The organism is Pseudomonas sp. Soil_N_39 (assembly GCF_057655955.1).
This window is the reverse complement of record NZ_JBDGLI010000004.1, coordinates 45379-61279: the sequence shown is the minus strand read 5'-3', so window position 1 is coordinate 61279 and position 15901 is coordinate 45379. Positions and strand designations below refer to the sequence as shown.

General features: G+C 63.3%; 13 protein-coding genes. 5 read left to right on the top strand and 8 right to left on the bottom strand.

The window, feature by feature from the left end; translation table 11 throughout:
* Nucleotides 1-23 precede the first annotated feature (23 nt).
* The 4 genes from nuoM (at nt 24) to AC3A5O_RS07380 (ending at nt 4334) form a co-directional block, all read left to right on the top strand.
* Complete coding sequence (nuoM, locus tag AC3A5O_RS07395; RefSeq protein WP_122568499.1) at nt 24-1556, top strand: NADH-quinone oxidoreductase subunit M; 1533 nt, start codon at nt 24-26, stop codon at nt 1554-1556.
* 7 nt (nt 1557-1563) lie between these two features.
* Nucleotides 1564-3027, top strand: a complete 1464-nt coding sequence (gene nuoN, locus AC3A5O_RS07390) for an NADH-quinone oxidoreductase subunit NuoN (protein WP_072406832.1) — start codon at nt 1564-1566, stop codon at nt 3025-3027.
* A 284-nt stretch (nt 3028-3311) separates the two neighbouring features.
* Nucleotides 3312-3566: a CopG family ribbon-helix-helix protein gene (locus AC3A5O_RS07385; RefSeq protein WP_305467631.1), complete on the top strand. Its 255-nt coding sequence runs from the start codon at nt 3312-3314 to the stop codon at nt 3564-3566.
* Between the two features lie 291 nt (nt 3567-3857).
* Nucleotides 3858-4334, top strand: coding sequence for a PA2171 family ribosome-binding persister protein (locus AC3A5O_RS07380; protein WP_122568498.1), 477 nt, complete (start codon nt 3858-3860; stop codon nt 4332-4334).
* 64 nt (nt 4335-4398) lie between these two features.
* Here AC3A5O_RS07380 and AC3A5O_RS07375 read toward each other — a convergent pair whose 3' ends face one another.
* From AC3A5O_RS07375 to AC3A5O_RS07345, 7 genes are all read right to left on the bottom strand, one after another.
* Nucleotides 4399-5277, bottom strand: a complete 879-nt coding sequence (locus AC3A5O_RS07375) for a LysR family transcriptional regulator (RefSeq protein ID WP_122568497.1) — start codon at nt 5275-5277, stop codon at nt 4399-4401.
* A 259-nt stretch (nt 5278-5536) separates the two neighbouring features.
* The gene (gene ycaC, locus AC3A5O_RS07370) at nt 5537-6166 is read right to left on the bottom strand and encodes an isochorismate family cysteine hydrolase YcaC (protein ID WP_014337664.1); all 630 of its coding nucleotides are present in this window, start codon (nt 6164-6166) and stop codon (nt 5537-5539) included.
* Nucleotides 6167-6312: 146 nt separating this feature from the next.
* Nucleotides 6313-8151, bottom strand: coding sequence for an amidohydrolase (locus AC3A5O_RS07365; protein WP_003203401.1), 1839 nt, complete (start codon nt 8149-8151; stop codon nt 6313-6315).
* Nucleotides 8152-8269: 118 nt separating this feature from the next.
* On the bottom strand, nt 8270-8908 hold the full coding sequence (locus AC3A5O_RS07360) for an antibiotic biosynthesis monooxygenase (protein WP_305467634.1): 639 nt from the start codon (nt 8906-8908) through the stop codon (nt 8270-8272).
* Nucleotides 8901-9314: a DoxX family protein gene (locus AC3A5O_RS07355; RefSeq protein WP_122568495.1), complete on the bottom strand. Its 414-nt coding sequence runs from the start codon at nt 9312-9314 to the stop codon at nt 8901-8903. The genes AC3A5O_RS07360 and AC3A5O_RS07355 overlap by 8 nt, the downstream gene beginning before the upstream one ends.
* A complete protein-coding gene (locus AC3A5O_RS07350; protein ID WP_122568494.1) occupies nt 9311-10258 on the bottom strand; it encodes a LysR family transcriptional regulator in 948 nt (315 codons plus the stop codon). Before AC3A5O_RS07350 ends, AC3A5O_RS07355 begins: the two co-directional genes overlap by 4 nt.
* A gap of 124 nt (nt 10259-10382) precedes the next feature.
* Nucleotides 10383-11204 carry an alpha/beta fold hydrolase gene (locus tag AC3A5O_RS07345; protein WP_487753023.1) on the bottom strand — a complete coding sequence of 274 codons (822 nt, stop codon included), beginning with the start codon at nt 11202-11204 and terminating at the stop codon, nt 10383-10385.
* Nucleotides 11205-11551: 347 nt separating this feature from the next.
* Here AC3A5O_RS07345 and AC3A5O_RS07340 point away from each other — a divergent pair, with 347 nt between their 5' ends.
* Complete coding sequence (locus AC3A5O_RS07340; protein ID WP_487753022.1) at nt 11552-14356, top strand: ATP-binding protein; 2805 nt, start codon at nt 11552-11554, stop codon at nt 14354-14356.
* Here the strand turns inward: AC3A5O_RS07340 and AC3A5O_RS07335 are convergent.
* The gene (locus AC3A5O_RS07335) at nt 14303-15793 is read right to left on the bottom strand and encodes an ATP-binding protein (protein ID WP_487753131.1); all 1491 of its coding nucleotides are present in this window, start codon (nt 15791-15793) and stop codon (nt 14303-14305) included. The genes AC3A5O_RS07340 and AC3A5O_RS07335 overlap by 54 nt on opposite strands.
* Between the last annotated feature and the right edge of the window lie 108 nt (nt 15794-15901).

Here is a 15901-nt window from a genome sequence, read left to right as displayed (position 1 = left end):
TTGCGAAAGGAAACGAGCCCGTCATGATTCTGCCCTGGCTAATCCTGATCCCCTTCATCGGCGGCCTGCTGTGCTGGATCGCGGAGCGCTCCAGCTCCACGCTCCCGCGCTGGATTGCGCTGCTGACCATGTCCCTGGAACTCGCGCTCGGCCTCTGGCTGTGGGCGACCGGCGACTATTCATTCGCTCCGGCCCCTGGCGCCGATCCGACCTGGGCGCTTGAGTTCAAGCATGCCTGGATCGCGCGCTTCGGCATCAGCGTGCACCTGGCCCTCGACGGTCTGTCGCTGCTGATGATCCTGCTGACCGGCCTGCTGGGTATCCTCTCGGTCCTCTGCTCCTGGAAAGAGATCCAGCGTCACGTCGGTTTCTTCCACCTGAACCTGATGTGGATCCTGGGCGGTGTCGTCGGCGTGTTCCTGGCGCTGGACCTGTTCATGTTCTTCTTCTTCTGGGAAATGATGCTGGTGCCGATGTACTTCCTCATCGCGCTCTGGGGTCACAGTTCTTCGGACGGCAAGAAAACCCGGATCTACGCGGCGACCAAGTTCTTCATCTTCACCCAGGCTTCCGGCCTGATCATGTTGGTGGCGATCCTCGGTCTGGTACTGGTCAACTTCAACAACACCGGCGTGATCACCTTCAACTACGCCGACCTGTTGAAAGTGCAGATGTCCAAGACCACCGAGTACGTGCTGATGCTCGGCTTCTTCATCGCCTTCGCGGTGAAGCTGCCGGTGGTGCCGTTCCACTCCTGGCTGCCGGACGCCCACGCCCAGGCGCCGACCGCCGGTTCCGTGGACCTGGCCGGTATCTTGCTGAAAACGGCGGCCTACGGCCTGCTGCGCTTTGCGCTGCCGCTGTTCCCGAATGCCTCGGCCGAGTTCGCGCCGATCGCCATGACCCTGGGCCTGATCGGGATTTTCTACGGTGCGTTCCTGGCGTTCGCCCAGACCGACATCAAGCGCCTGATCGCCTTCTCCAGCGTTTCGCACATGGGCTTCGTGCTGATCGGGATCTACTCCGGCAGCCAGCTCGCCTTGCAAGGCGCGGTGATCCAGATGCTCGCCCACGGTCTGTCGGCCGCCGCACTGTTTATCCTCAGCGGTCAGTTGTACGAGCGCCTGCATACCCGGGACATGCGTGAAATGGGTGGCATTTGGTCGCGCATCGCCTACCTGCCGGCCATCAGCCTGTTCTTCGCGGCCGCTTCCCTGGGCCTGCCGGGCACCGGCAACTTCGTCGGCGAGTTCCTGATCCTGATCGGCTCGTTCGTCAGCGCGCCATGGATCACGGCGATCGCTACGTCCGGCCTGGTGTTCGGTTCGGTCTACTCGCTGATCATGATCCACCGCGCCTACTTCGGTCCGACCAAGTCGGATGAAGTGTTGCGTGGCATGGACGGTCGCGAACTGATCATGGTGCTCGGCCTTGCGGTGCTGCTGGTTTACCTCGGCGTGTACCCGCAACCGTTCCTCGACACCTCTGCCGCCACGATGCATGGCGTGCAGCAGTGGCTCGGCACCGCCTTCTCTCAACTCGCTTCGGCCCGGTAAGAGCGCTATGGAATTCACGATTCAACACTTTATCGCGCTTGCGCCGCTGTTGATCACCAGCGCCACGATCATCGTGGTGATGCTGGCGATCGCCTGGCGGCGCAATCACTCGCAGACCTTCCTGCTGTCGGTGGCAGGGCTGAACCTGGCCTTGCTGTCGATTTTGCCGGCCCTGAAAGTCGCGCCACTGGCGGTCACGCCACTGATGCAGGTGGACAGCTTCGCCTGCCTCTACATGGCGTTGATCCTGGTCGCCACCCTGGCCTGCGTCACCCTCGCCCACGCCTACCTCGGCGATGGCGGTTCGGGTTACCCGGGCAACCGCGAAGAACTGTACCTGCTGATCCTGATGGCCGCCGCCGGTGGCCTGGTGCTGGTCAGCGCGCAGCACCTGGCCAGCCTGTTCATCGGCCTGGAACTGCTGTCGGTACCGGTCTACGGCCTGGTGGCCTACGCCTTCTTCAACAAGCGCTCCCTGGAAGCCGGCATCAAGTACATGGTGCTGTCGGCGGCCGGTTCCGCGTTCCTGTTGTTCGGCATGGCCCTGCTCTACGCCGAAGCCGGCACCCTGAGCTTCGTCGGCATCGGCCAGGCCCTGGCGGCCACCGGCCTGCCTAGCCCGATCGCACAACTGGGCCTGGGCATGATGCTGATCGGCCTGGCGTTCAAGCTGTCGCTGGTCCCGTTCCACCTCTGGACCCCGGACGTCTACGAAGGCGCCCCGGCGCCAGTGGCGGCTTTCCTGGCCACCGCGTCGAAAGTGGCGGTGTTCGCGGTCATGGTGCGTTTGTTCCAGATCTCGCCCGTGGCCAGCAGCGGTGTGCTGAGCAACGTGCTGACCATCATCGCCATCGCGTCGATCCTGTTCGGTAACCTGCTGGCACTGACCCAGAGCAACCTCAAGCGTCTGCTGGGTTACTCGTCCATCGCCCACTTCGGCTACCTGCTGATCGCCCTGATCGCCAGTAAAGGTCTGGCCGTGGAAGCCATCGGCGTGTACTTGGTCACCTACGTGATCACCAGCCTCGGCGCCTTCGGCGTGATCACCCTGATGTCCTCGCCGTACAACGGCCGCGACGCCGACGCCCTGTACGAATACCGCGGCCTGTTCTGGCGCCGTCCGTACCTGACCGCCGTGCTGACCGTGATGATGCTGTCCCTGGCCGGCATCCCGCTGACTGCTGGCTTCATCGGCAAGTTCTACATCATCGCCACCGGCGTCGAGGCCCACCAATGGTGGCTGGTCGGCTCCCTGGTGCTGGGCAGTGCCATCGGCGTGTTCTACTACCTGCGCGTCATGGTCACCCTGTACCTGATGGAACCGAACCTGCGTCGCCACGATGCCGAGTTGCACTGGGAACAGAAAGCAGGCGGCGTGATGCTGCTGGCCATCGCCGTATTGGCGTTCTTCCTCGGTGTGTACCCGCAGCCGTTGCTGACCCTGGTCCAGCAGGCTGGCTTGACGGGTTGATCGTCCAAGCGTTGTAACCACTGAGAATGCCCGTATCGCGAGATACGGGCATTTTTTTTGCCGATTAAATTACCAACCCTGGCTGATGTTTGAGCCATTGTGGCGAGAGGATCTATCTGTGGGAGCACGGCTTGCTCTCACAAGGGGTGGGATAAATCCCCGGCGCAGCACCTTATTCAATATGATTTATTTTGCTGCCCTGAGGGCCAGAACGAATCACCGCTCAGAAGCGACTGCTTTAGAAGACTGGCTAGCATTGCCAATTGCCAAAGGAGAAATCCGTCATGACAACCCTCGCAAAAACTCGGTCCGTCACCGTTCAGGTCCCGGTGCACCTGGCCGAAAAAGTCGATCTGATGACCGAGAACCTTGGGCGCTCCAGGGACTGGATCGTCAAACAAGCGCTGTCTGCGTGGATAGACCAGGAGGAGGAACGGAGTCTCCTGACTCATGAAGCCTTGGCCGATGTTGACGCTGGCCGAGTGATTGACCACCAGGCAGTCCAGGCTTGGGCCGATAGTCTCAGCGGGGATCGATAACTTCGGCTCGACCCGCCTGATTGCCAAAGCGCAGTGGCTTTTTCCATCCGCAGATCCGCTCAGATGAGTCTCGAGAGTGAAGCGTCGCCGCAGACCATCAGCGCAAAGTGCAACGCGTTTCCTACCCGGCTCATGCAGCTTGCACGACACTGAAAATCCTGAGCGTCTCAACCCATTGTTTTTAAAGAGTTTTAAAACCCGTCTCGGCTGGCACGGCTGATGCAATTCAACCTTTACGCGGCGTCGGCGCTCAAAGCCTGCCCGCATCCGTGAATTGCCGAGGAGCTACACATGAATGCCATCGATCTGTTGAAAGCCGACCACGAACGTGTCAAAGCCATCCTGACTCAACTGAGCGAGTCGACCGACCGCGCCGTGAAAAAACGCACCGACCTGTTGGCGAAACTTGAAATGGAAATTTCCATCCATACCCGCCTGGAAGAAGAGATTCTGTACCCGGCTTTCAAACAAGCAGGCGGAAAAGACGAGGCCGAAATGTATTACGAGGCCAAGGAAGAACACCGTACCGTCGACTCGCTGGTGCTGCCGGATCTGAAAACCACCGATCCGACCCAGCCGGAGTTCGCCGGTCGCGTGAAAGTGGTCAAGGAGCTGCTTGAGCACCACATCGAGGAGGAAGAAAAGGAAATGTTCCCCCAAGCGAAAAAACTGCTGGGCAAAGCCAAACTGGACGCCTTGGGTGCGGACATGGAAGCCATGAAAGCGCAGTACAAAAAAGAACTGAGCAGCGCCAATCTCGCCGCCTGATCAAAGCGCCGTGGATGCTTCAGCCGTCATGTGACGGCTGAATGCGTTGCGACGCTTTAACGCTTTACTGCATGTGTTCACGCAAGAATTCCACGAACGCCTGCACAGGGCGTGAGCCTTGGCGATGTTGCGGGTAGACCGCCGACAACGCCAAGGGCTCGGTTTCAAACCCCGCCAACACCTGGATCAACCGACCGTCCTTCAAGGCATCGCCGAGGATGAAGGTGGGCAGGTAGGTGATCCCCATCCCGGCAATGGCCGCGTCCCTGAGCAAATCACCGTTATTGGCGCGCATGCGTCCCGTGACCTCCAGGGTCAACGGTTTGCCGGCGCCTGCGAAACGCCATTGCACCTGGCGGCTGTGACCATAGGGCAGGCAGTCGTGATGGCGCAGGTCTTCAGGTCGCGTGGGCGTGCCTTTTTGCGCCAGGTAGGCGGGACTGGCGCAGTACACCCGCTCGATGGCCGCGATGCGCCGGGCAATCAGCGTCGAATCCTCCAGCACGCCGATGCGCAGCGCCAGGTCATAGCCCTCCCCCAGCAAGTCCACCGAACGGTCGCTCAGGTCCACTTCGACGCTGACGCCTGGATACCGCTGCAGAAACAGCGGCAACAGGCTGCCCAAGTGCGCCACGGCGAAAGACAGCGGCGCGCTGAGCCGGACGGTGCCGCGGGGCTCACTGGTCTGGCCGCTGATGCCCTGCTCCACCTGTTCGACGTCATTGAGCAGGCGCAGCGACGCTTCGTAATAGCGCTGCCCCAACGGGGTAACGTCCAGCCGGCGGGTCGAGCGATTGAGCAGGCGCACGCCCAGGCGCTGTTCCAAGGCCATGAGCTTGCGGCTGACGAACTGCTTGGACAGCCCCAGCTTGTCCGCTGCGGCGGTGAAGCTGCCTGACTCCATGACCTGGGCAAAGATGCGCATTTCTTCGAAGGGGTTCATTGTCATTCCTGGGGTGGACAGTCAGGGGGACGAATTGAGCATTGTGGTCTTGATGAGTCTGATTGCCTAGCTGTTGATGTGCCGACGCCATCGCGAGCAAGCTCGCTCCCACAAGGTTCGAGGGTGTACTCGGATCTTGTAATCACCGGGAACCCTGTGGGAGCGAGCTTGCTCGCGATAGCGGCGGTACAGCTTGCAAAAACCTAATGCCAGACACAAAAACGCCCGCACAAGGCGGGCGCCATCCAGCATGAACCGCTTACTTGGCCGTCAACGCCGAGTAGCTGTTCATCAGGTTGCGGTAGTTCGGAATGCGCTGGGACAGCAGGTTGCCCAGGCCTTCGATGTCGTTGCGCCAGTCGCGGTGCAACTCACAGGCCACCGAGAACCAGTTCATCATCTGCGCGCCGGCAGCGGTCATGCGGACCCAGGCGGCCTGTTGCACGGTTTCGTTGAACGTGCCCGAAGCATCGGTCACGACGAACACGTCGAACCCTTCAGCCAGCGCCGACAGGGTCGGGAACGCCACGCAGACATCGGTGACCACGCCCGCGATGATCAATTGCTTGCGGCCGGTGGCCTTGATCGCCTTGACGAAGTCTTCGTTGTCCCAGGCATTGATCTGGCCTGGACGCGGGATGTACGGCGCGTCCGGGAACATTTCCTTGAGTTCCGGCACGATCGGGCCGTTGGGGCCTTGTTCGAAGCTGGTGGTCAGGATGGTCGGCAGTTCGAAGAACTTCGCCAGGTCGGCCAAGGCCAACACGTTGTTCTTGAACTCGTTGGGCGAGAAGTCCTGGACCAGGGAAATCAGGCCGGTCTGGTGATCGACCAGCAGGACGACCGCGTCGTCTTTGTTCAGACGGTTGTAAGCGGGAACGTTGCTCATGGGATGACTCCTTTGGGATGGTTTGTGACAAAACCCTGTGGGAGCGAGCTTGCTCGCGATAGCGGAATGTCAGGCCGAGGCGATGTTGAATGTTCCGCCGCCATCGCGAGCAAGCTCGCTCCCACAGGAGAAAATCGGTGCGTTAGTCAGAAAGCAAAACAGGAACAGCCAAACGCGCCCCAGAAACCTTGGAAATCGCTGACCGGGACGTTCGACAGTCGTGCGCGTTCATGGCTGTGGGAGTGCACCGTGCACGGACCGCTGCACTGGTGGACCTGGGCCTGCAACGGTGATGTCGGACGCCAGTGCCCCGGGACCTTGACCACCGGCGACCAGTCCGGCAGCACCGGCACACTGGCCGGCCCTAGCTTTTCAAAGTCGCCAGCGGCGTACACCACCTTGCCGTCGACCACCGTCAGCACGGACTCGATCCACTTGATGGCTTCTTCCTCGACACTGAAGAAGTCCGCGCTCAGGGCCGCCAGGTCCGCCAGTTGGCCGACCTTGATCTGGCCTTTCTTGCCCTGCTCCGAGGAGAACCAAGCGCTGCCATGGGTGAACAATTCCAACGCGGTCAGGCGCGGCAGGCCCTCTTCGTGCAACGAAAGACCACCGACCGTGCGGCCGCTGACCATCCAGTACAGCGAGGTCCAGGGGTTGTAGCTCGACACCCGAGTAGCGTCGGTACCAGCCCCCACCGGTACGCCTTCGGCCAGCATGCGCTTGATCGGTGGCGTGGCTTCGGCGGCCTTGGCACCGTAGCGGTCGACGAAGTATTCGCCTTGGAAGGCCATGCGATCCTGGATCGCAATGCCGCCACCCAGCGCCCGCACGCGTTCGATGTTCTTCGGCGTGATGGTCTCGGCGTGGTCGAAGAACCACGGCAGGCCGTTGAATGGAATGTCGCGGTTGACCTTCTCGAACACGTCGAGCATGCGACTGATGGATTCGTCATAGGTGGCGTGCAGGCGGAATGGCCAGCGCTGCTCCACCAGGTGCCGGACCACCGGCTCCAGGTCCTGCTCCATGCCCGGTGGCAGGTCCGGACGTGGCTCGAGGAAGTCCTCGAAATCCGCCGCCGAGAACACCAGCATTTCCCCGGCACCGTTGTGCCGCAGGAAGTCGTCGCCCTGGTGCAGCTTGACGCTGCCGGTCCAGTTCTTGAAGTCGCTGAGTTCTTCCTTGGGCTTCTGGGTGAACAGGTTGTAGGCGATGCGCACCGTCAACTGCTGCTCGCGGGCCAACTGCTCGATCACCGCGTAGTCGTCCGGGTAGTTCTGGAAACCGCCGCCAGCGTCGATGGCGCTGGTCAGGCCCAGGCGATTGAGTTCACGCATGAACTGGCGGGTGGAGTTGACCTGGTACTCCAGTGGCAACTTCGGCCCTTTGGCCAGCGTCGAGTAAAGGATCATTGCGTTGGGCCGCGCTACCAGCATGCCGGTGGGCTCGCCCTTGCTGTCCCGCACGATCTCGCCACCTGGCGGGTTCGGCGTGTCGCGGGTGTAACCTGCCACCCGCAGCGCGGCGCGGTTGAGCAAGGCTCGGTCATACAAGTGCAACACGAACACCGGCGTATCGGGGGCCGCCTGGTTGAGTTCTTCCAGGGTCGGCATGCGTTTTTCGGCGAACTGGAATTCATTCCACCCCCCCACCACGCGCACCCACTGCGGTGTCGGTGTGCGGTCGGCCTGGTCCTTGAGCATGCGCAAGGCATCGGCCAGGGACGGCACGCCTTCCCAGCGCAGCTCCAGGTTGTAGTTCAGGCCGCCACGAATCAGGTGCAAGTGCGAGTCGTTGAGGCCGGGAATGACCGTGCGGCCCTTGAGGTCGATGACCTGGGTGCCGCTGCCGCGCAGGGCCATGGCCTCGGCGTCGGTGCCTACCGCGACGAAGCGCCCCTGGCTGATGGCTACTGCGCTGGCGCGGGGTTTCTCACGGTCGACGGTATGGAACTGGCCATTGAACAGAATCAGATCGGCGTTCATGGGATTTCCTTCTGAATGGGAAGAGGCAAGTGACAGGCGTGGCCAGAAAGCCGCGGCGGCGCTGAGCAAGGAGCCGGCGGCCAGCAACTGGCGGCGCAGCGGATCGGTTGGATCGTCCTTATTGGCCATGGCCGGACTCCAGATGTTCATGAGCCTTGGACGCTTCCAGCCACGGCGCGAACAGACGGGTCGCCAGCGGCATGCACACGTACACCACCGAAAGCACGATGGTCACGGTGATCAGAAACGTGGCGACCACATAGTTGGACAGAAACGCGTGGAGTTGCAGCAGCGGGCCCCAGAGCAACGGCACCAGCAAGGTGTGCGGCAGGATGACCAGCAGCGTCACCACCGATTGCTTCCAGCGCGGCGGTGGCGTGGCGGCATCGGCCAGCGGGGCGAACCAGAACTCCTTGTGCGAGGCGACTTCGGTCTGGTCGCCGTCGGCCAGCAGAGGCGCGGCCTCTTCCACCAGCTCACGGCGCTCGGGCGAATCCAGCCAGCGTTGCATGGCCTCGGTGGAGCAGAACCGCAGCACACAGGTGAACAGCGACAAACCACCCTGCTTGCCCCGCACCACATCCACCCCCAGATGGCCCGGCCACTGGCCAGCCACGCTGACAATGCGCCGCAACCAGGCTTCATAGGCACCGTCCTGTCCGGCCTTGATCCGGTGCTTGACCACCAGGGTGACGATTTCGTCGAAGCCGGGCCGGGATGGGCTCGCGGTGGATTCAACAGCTTGAGATTCAGGCATGGCGCAGCACTCCATCAAAACGCGCGTTCAGCGCCAGGCGCCCAGGCCCGGCAATGAACACGCTGGTAAATACAATCAACAGCAACCAACCGAACTGGCCTTCCTCCAGGCTCCACTGCGGGTGCACCACCAGCAGCGCCACGGCCAGCAAAAACAGGATCGGCAGGCACGCCAGGCGCACCAGCACACCGGCCATGATCAGCAGCGGACACAGCACTTCGGCGAAAATCGCCAGGATCAGGGTTGGCGCCGCGCCGAGGTGAAACGGGTCTTCGATGCGGGTCAGCTCGACGCTGTAGTGCAACAGCTTCGGCAGCCCATGAACCCACAGCAGGAACAACCCGCCGCTCAGGCGCAGGAACAACAAGCCCAGGTCCTGCAATGGGCGCTCATCGGTCATGTTCATCGGTGGGCTCCTTCCGGGGCGGCCGAGGCTTCGGCCGGCAATGGTTGGGACATGTGGCTGGCAATGCGCGAGCGCAGCCAGCGTTCGGCCGGGTCGTTGTCATGCACGCCGCTCCAGACCATCGACAGTTCGGCGGCATTGATCTCGAACGGCGGGTCCTCGGCACGCAGCGCGCAGCCTTCCACCAGCGCGCAGGCTGCATAGTCGGGCACGGTGGCGATCAGTTCGGTGCCGGCAAGCAAGGCCCGCAGGCCGCTGAATTGCGGCACCGCCAACACCACTTTGCGGCTGCGGCCGATGCGGGCCAGGTCCAGGTCGATGTTGCCGCTCAGGTCGCCCGAAAACGAAACCATGGCGTGGGGCCGCGAGCAGTACTCGTCCAGGGTCAGCGGCCCCGGGCGCTTGTCGCCACGCAAGACCTTGCAAGGAATGTCCCGCAGTTTCTTGCGCTTGGCGTTGGCCGGCAGATCGGTGGTGTAGCTCACGCCGACGCTGATTTCACCGCTGGCCAGCAGCGATGACATCAGCAGGAAATTGGCCCGTCGCACCACCACGATGATCCCCGGCGCCTCTTCGCGCAGTTGGCTCAACAATGGAGGAAACAGGCCGAATTCGGCGTCGTCGGACAGACCGATGCGAAACACATCGCAACTGGTGGACGGGTCGAACGCCTTGGCCCGGCTGACCGCGCCAGAGATGGTGTCCATGGCCGGTTGCAGCTCTCGCAGGATCGCCAGGGCTCGCGGGGTCGGTTCCATGCCACGACCATGACGGATCAGCAACGGATCATCGAACAGGTCCCGCAGCCGCCCCAGCGCCGCGCTTACCGCCGGCTGGCCCATGAACAGCTTTTCGGCAACGCGGGTCAGGTTTTTCTCGAACATCAGCGCCTCGAAGATCACCAGCAGGTTCATGTCGAGACGGCGTAAATCGTTGCGGTTCATGGGTGTGAGTCCTATCGGTCCTGTGGGAGCGAGCTTGCTCGCGATAGCGGTGGGTCAGCTGGCATTGATGTTTGCTGTACCGGCCTCTTCGCGAGCAAGCTCGCTCCCACAGGTTAGTGCTTGATCAACCCTGGATGAACGCCAGCAGGTCCGCGTTCAAGCGGTCCTTGTGGGTGTCGGTCAGGCCATGGGGCGCGCCCGGGTAGACCAGCAGCTGCGAATTCTTCAACAACTTGGCGGCAGCGATGCCGGCGGTTTCGATGGGGACCACCTGGTCGTCATCGCCGTGGACCACCAGGGTCGGCACGTCGATGTTGCGCAGGTCTTCGGACAGGTCGGTCTCCGAGAACGCCTTGATGCAGTCGTAGGTGTTCTTGTGGCCGGCGAGCATGCCCTGCATCCAGAACCAGTCGATCATGCCTTGGGAGACTTTGGCGCCCGGACGGTTGGCGCCGAAAAACGCGCTGGCCACATCTTTGTATAGCTGAGAACGGTCGGCCAGGGAGGCCTGGCGGAAACCGTCGAACACTTCGATGGGCAAGCCGCCAGGGTTGGCCGCGGTCCGGACCATCAGCGGCGTCACCGCCGAGATCAGGCCGAGCTTGGCGACACGGGCCGCGCCATGACGGCCGATGTAGCGCGCCACTTCGCCACCGCCGGTGGAGAAACCAAGCAGCACCGCGTCCTTCAAGTCCAGGCGTTCGATCAGCTCGGCCAGGTCATCGGCGTAAGTGTCCATGTCGTTGCCATCCCAAGGCTGGCTGGAACGCCCGTGCCCACGGCGGTCATGGGCGATCACCCGATAGCCGTTGGACGCCAGAAACATCATCTGCGCCTCCCAACTGTCCGAGTTCAACGGCCAGCCGTGGCTGAAGACCACTGGTTGACCACTGCCCCAATCCTTGTAGTAGATCTCGGTGCCGTCGCGGGTGATGAAGGTGCTCATGACAGGATTCCTTGAGATGGGTGGATCGCTTTATGGTCCGGTCAGAGGAAGCATTTGCGTGAGTTAAACGTTGTTAATTTTTTTGGAACTGGCGTGCTTTTGTGGCGAGGGAGCCCGCTCCCGCTGGGCTGCGCAGCAGCCCCAGGACTGTCACTTTGGTGTGCCAGATTGATTGGGCTGGAGACCTTTTGGGGCCGCTTCGCGCCCCAGCGGGAGCACGCTCCCTCACCACAGGGTTCGGCGGCTGGAAGGCTGGGAGTAGAGCCTGCGCCGTTGCGCTGGAAGCCAAACCTGAGGAATATGCTCGGATAAAGCCCAGGCATCGGGACCAGAACATTGAGAGCACCATGAGCCAATACCTCAGCCTGCCCGTCGAACAGACGGTGCATTTCGGCCCTTACCGGGTCCATCCGCGCCAGCGCCTGGTGCTGGAGGGCGAGCAACCGTTGCGCCTGGGACGGCGGGCCGTGGAGATTCTGCTGGTGTTGCTCGAACACGCCGGCGAAGTGGTGAGCAAGCAGCAACTGATCGCCCGGGTCTGGCCCAGGAGCGTGGTGGAAGACACCAACCTGCGCGTGCACGTCGCGGCCCTGCGCAAGGCTCTCGGGGACGGCCAGGCCGGGCAGCGCTACATCGTCACCGTGGCGCAGCGCGGCTACAGCTTTGTCGCGCCACTGTCATTCGAATCCCTCGACCCGTTGGCGCGCATTCCTCATCCATCCCTGGCGCGCAACCTGCCACTGCAGCGCACGCGCCTGATCGGACGCCAGGCCCTGGTGGACAACCTGGTGGCCCAGTTGCCACGAAAGCGCTTCATTACCCTGGTCGGCACCGGCGGCATCGGCAAGACCACCGTTGCCCTGCGGGTCGCTGAACGGTTGATCGGCCACTACTACGACGGCACTTACCTACTGGACCTGGCATCGCTCAACGATCCGGCCATGATCGTCCCCAACCTATGCGCAGTGCTGGATCTGCCACTGCACGACGGTGACCAGCCGGACACCATCGCCCGGCAACTCAGGGAGCGGCATCTACTGCTGGTGATCGACAACTGCGAGCACCTGATCGACGCCATCGCCCAGCTCAGCGAAACCTTGCTGCGCGGCGCCCCTCACCTGCACATCCTGGCCACCAGCCGCGAAGGCCTGCGCGCCGAAGGCGAACACGTGCAACGCCTGGATGCCCTGGCATTCCCGCCCCGGGAAATGCCCGTCGAGGGTTATCCCGCCCTGGAGTACCCGGCGTTGCAACTGTTTGCCGAACGCGCGATGGCCAACCGTGACGACTTCGAACTGACCGACCGCGAGGTGCCGTTGGTGGTCGACATCTGCCAGCGCCTGGACGGCATTCCCCTGGCCATCGAACTGGCTGCCGGACAACTCGGCCGCTTCAACCTCGAAGCACTGCACCGGCAACTGCAAGACAGCGTCGCCCTGCTTCACAACGACACCGACGCCGCTCCGCGCCAGCAGACCCTGCGCGCCACGCTGGACTGGAGCTTCGCGCTGCTCACGGCCTGCGAGCAAACCTGCCTGCGGCGGCTGGCGGTGTTCATGGGCAGTTTCAACCTGGCCTCGGCCGCGGCGGTGATCGTCGGCCAGCATGTCGCGCCCGAACAGGTGCTGGTGTCGGTCAGCCAGTTGGTCGCCAAATCGTTGCTCAACGTCGAGATCGGCGATGAAGAGGTGCGCTATCGCCTGCTGGACACCACCCGCCGCTACGCCTTGGAAAAACTGGCCGAAGCCGGGGAACTGGCGGCCAGCCAGGAACGCCACGCCGAACGCTGCCTGGCGCTCATGGGGCAAGCGGAAAACGATTGGGAAAATACCCCCACCCGACTGTGGATCGCCCGCTACGCCGACTATCGCGACGACATCCGTGCGGCACTCGACCGTGGCCTGGGCCCGCAGGGTTCACACGCCGTGGCGATCCGCCTGACCGCCCGCACCCTGCCCCTTTGGCAGGAACTGTCGCTGCTCAAGGAGCACGGCCTCTACGTCAACAAGGCGCTGAAATGGTTGCAGGCCAGCCCCACGCCATGCCCACGCTTGACCCTGGCCCTGGAACTGGCCCACGCCAGTTTCAACTACCACACCGAGGGCGGCACGCCGGCCACGGTCCGAGCCTTCGCCACCGCCCGGCAACGGGCCCGGCAATGCCAAGACCTGGCCAGCGAACTGCGGGCCGTGTCCGGGCAAATGACGGTCGACCTCAGCTGCGGCAACTACCAACAGGCCCTGGCACACAGCCTGGATTTCGACCGGCTGGGTTTGCAGGGCGACCCGACCCTGTCCTTGAGCGCCCAACGCCTGCGGGTGCTGGCGCTGCACTTCACCGGCGACCAGGGCGCGGCGCGGCGCGAAGCCGAACAGGTGATCCAGCGCCTGGCCCAGAGCGGCCACCTCAGCCGCTTCAGCCACGGTTTCGGTGTGCAATACGATCAGAGCGTGGCTGCACTGACGATTCTGGCGCGCATCCTCTGGCTGCAAGGGTTCGCCGAGAAAGCCCGGCGCACCGCCAACCTGGCGTTGCAGATCGCCTTGCAGATCAACCACGGCATTTCGATCTGCTACACCCTGGCGATAACCGGTTGCGTGATCGCCCACTACAACGGCGACCATCCGACCGCCTGGGAAAGGCTCGACCTGTTGAAGCAGCAGGCCAAGAAACATTCGGTGATGCTGTTCCATGACTGGGCCTGCCATTACGACAGCGCATTCAATGGCCAGCCCCTGGAGATGAGCCCGACAAACGGGCTGATCCAGGACATCGCCGTCACCCTGCGCCCGGAATTCGTCAGCCCGGCGCAACTGGAACGGGCCCGCAGTGGCGCCGCAGGCTGGTGTTCGGCGGAGATCCTGCGAGCCGGCGCCGAAACCTGGCTGGCCCGGAACGAACCCTCCCTGGAAGACGCCGCCGAAGCGCAACTGCTGGCCGCCCTGAACGTCGCCCGTCGTCAGCATGCCCTGGCTTGGGAACTGCGCAGCGCCACGTCCCTGGCCCGCTTGTGGCAACGTCGCGGGCAAGTGCACGCCGCGCAGGAACTGCTCGGGCCGGTCTATCGACGCTTCAGCGAGGGGTTCGACACCCCCGACTTATTGGAGGCCGGCGCCCTGCTCCAGGCGCTGAGTTACCGGTTGGGGCCTTGAGTGACGCGCCCCCCAAGCACCTTGCAGAACGTAACGCCGATGGAACGTAGGCCACTGACCACTGCGCCGCAGCTTGTCCATGGCATAGGCGCGCGTGGTGTGCAGCAGTCTAAAACGCCCTCCTTCGGCCAGCGGTTCGACCATCAGCAATGACACACTCGCCAGCCGCGACAGCAACGAGGGCAATTGCCCGACACTCAGTTCAGCGCAACTGATCACCGCCAGCGCCGCCTTGAGCGTAAACGACCCTTCGAACACCGCCAGGCGCTGGAACGCGGTTTGTTCGTCAGCGCTCAAACGCTCGACACTCGAATCCAGCACGGCCTCCAGGCTTCGATGCCGGGCCACCGCCGTACGCCGCCCGTGACTCAAGAGTGACAGACCGTAATCCAATTGTTCGAGGACCCCGGCCAGCCCCAAGGCATCGACTTGGGCCGCCGCCAGTTCCAACGCCAACGGCAAGCCGTCCAGGCGCTGGCAGATCTGTGCCAGGATCAGCCAGTCGCGGCCATGGGGCTGGAAACCCTGCAGCCGGGCACCCACCCGCTCGACCAACAACTGCACCGCCGGGCACGCCACGATCTGGTGCTCGGGCTCCAGGGGCGAGGCCACGGCCAGGCCCGACAGCGGCACGATTTTTTCGCCCGGCAGGGCCAGGGGCTCGCGGCTGCTGCACAACAGCGCCACCCCCGGCGCTGCCGTAGCCAGTGCCTGGGCCAACTCCCGACAGGCATCGAGGACGTGCTCGCACCCGTCGAGCACCAGCAATAGGCGGCAAGACTCAAGGCCCCGGCCCAACGAACCGGGTTCCAGGCCCAGCGTGCTGGTCACCTGCGCCGTCACCTGCGTGGGATCACTGACGGCCGCCAGGTCGACAAACCAGGCCCCGTCCTCAAAGTGCTCGAGCAGCAGCTCCGCCACCCGCAACACCACGGTGGTCTTGCCGCTCCCGCCCGGGCCGGTCACGGTGGTCAGGGCTTGACGGGGCACTTGCGCCAACAGCCGTCCCAGGACTCTGTCGCGGCCGACCACCGGGCTCAAGCGCGTGGGCAGGTTGTGTCGCTCGGCCCTGGGTCTGAAAGGCGACTCAACGCCTCCTTGCACCACCAGGGGCATCGCCAGGCAATAGCCTTGTCGCGGATGGTTGAGGATATAACGAGCGCCGTCCCGCCCGTCGCCGAAGGCCCGCCGCAGCGCCGCGATGTGCACCCGCAGGTTGATGGCTTCCACGACGCTGTCAGGCCAGACGTGGGCGATGAGGGTTTGCTTGCTGACGTAATGGCCGGCGTGCTCCACCAGCACCTGCAGAACATCCAGGGCCCGGCCACCCAGCGCGAGGGGTTGGCCGTCACGGGTGACCAGCCGCTGCTGGCGGTAGAAGGCGAACGGACCAAAGCTCACCGCCGGCTCACTATCGGGTTTGACGAAACTATTCATGCGATCCAGCGCCGGATAACCGGTGCGGGCGTCAGCGTGCGGATCACCGAACACGTTTGCCCTGGCTCCTGCGCATCCTTTCCAAAGGGTTCGCCGTTATCTTGGCAG

Excerpts from the sequence above, each read along its gene's own strand:
- nuoM (WP_122568499.1), top strand. The coding sequence starts at position 24 with ATGATTCTGCCCTGGCTAATCCTGATCCCCTTCATCGGCGGCCTGCTG.
- nuoN (WP_072406832.1), top strand. The coding sequence starts at position 1,564 with ATGGAATTCACGATTCAACACTTTATCGCGCTTGCGCCGCTGTTGATC.
- AC3A5O_RS07385 (WP_305467631.1), top strand. The coding sequence starts at position 3,312 with ATGACAACCCTCGCAAAAACTCGGTCCGTCACCGTTCAGGTCCCGGTG.
- AC3A5O_RS07380 (WP_122568498.1), top strand. The coding sequence starts at position 3,858 with ATGAATGCCATCGATCTGTTGAAAGCCGACCACGAACGTGTCAAAGCC.
- AC3A5O_RS07375 (WP_122568497.1), bottom strand. The coding sequence starts at position 5,277 with ATGAACCCCTTCGAAGAAATGCGCATCTTTGCCCAGGTCATGGAGTCA.
- ycaC (WP_014337664.1), bottom strand. The coding sequence starts at position 6,166 with ATGAGCAACGTTCCCGCTTACAACCGTCTGAACAAAGACGACGCGGTC.
- AC3A5O_RS07365 (WP_003203401.1), bottom strand. The coding sequence starts at position 8,151 with ATGAACGCCGATCTGATTCTGTTCAATGGCCAGTTCCATACCGTCGAC.
- AC3A5O_RS07360 (WP_305467634.1), bottom strand. The coding sequence starts at position 8,908 with ATGCCTGAATCTCAAGCTGTTGAATCCACCGCGAGCCCATCCCGGCCC.
- AC3A5O_RS07355 (WP_122568495.1), bottom strand. The coding sequence starts at position 9,314 with ATGAACATGACCGATGAGCGCCCATTGCAGGACCTGGGCTTGTTGTTC.
- AC3A5O_RS07350 (WP_122568494.1), bottom strand. The coding sequence starts at position 10,258 with ATGAACCGCAACGATTTACGCCGTCTCGACATGAACCTGCTGGTGATC.
- AC3A5O_RS07345 (WP_487753023.1), bottom strand. The coding sequence starts at position 11,204 with ATGAGCACCTTCATCACCCGCGACGGCACCGAGATCTACTACAAGGAT.
- AC3A5O_RS07340 (WP_487753022.1), top strand. The coding sequence starts at position 11,552 with ATGAGCCAATACCTCAGCCTGCCCGTCGAACAGACGGTGCATTTCGGC.
- AC3A5O_RS07335 (WP_487753131.1), bottom strand. The coding sequence starts at position 15,793 with ATGAATAGTTTCGTCAAACCCGATAGTGAGCCGGCGGTGAGCTTTGGT.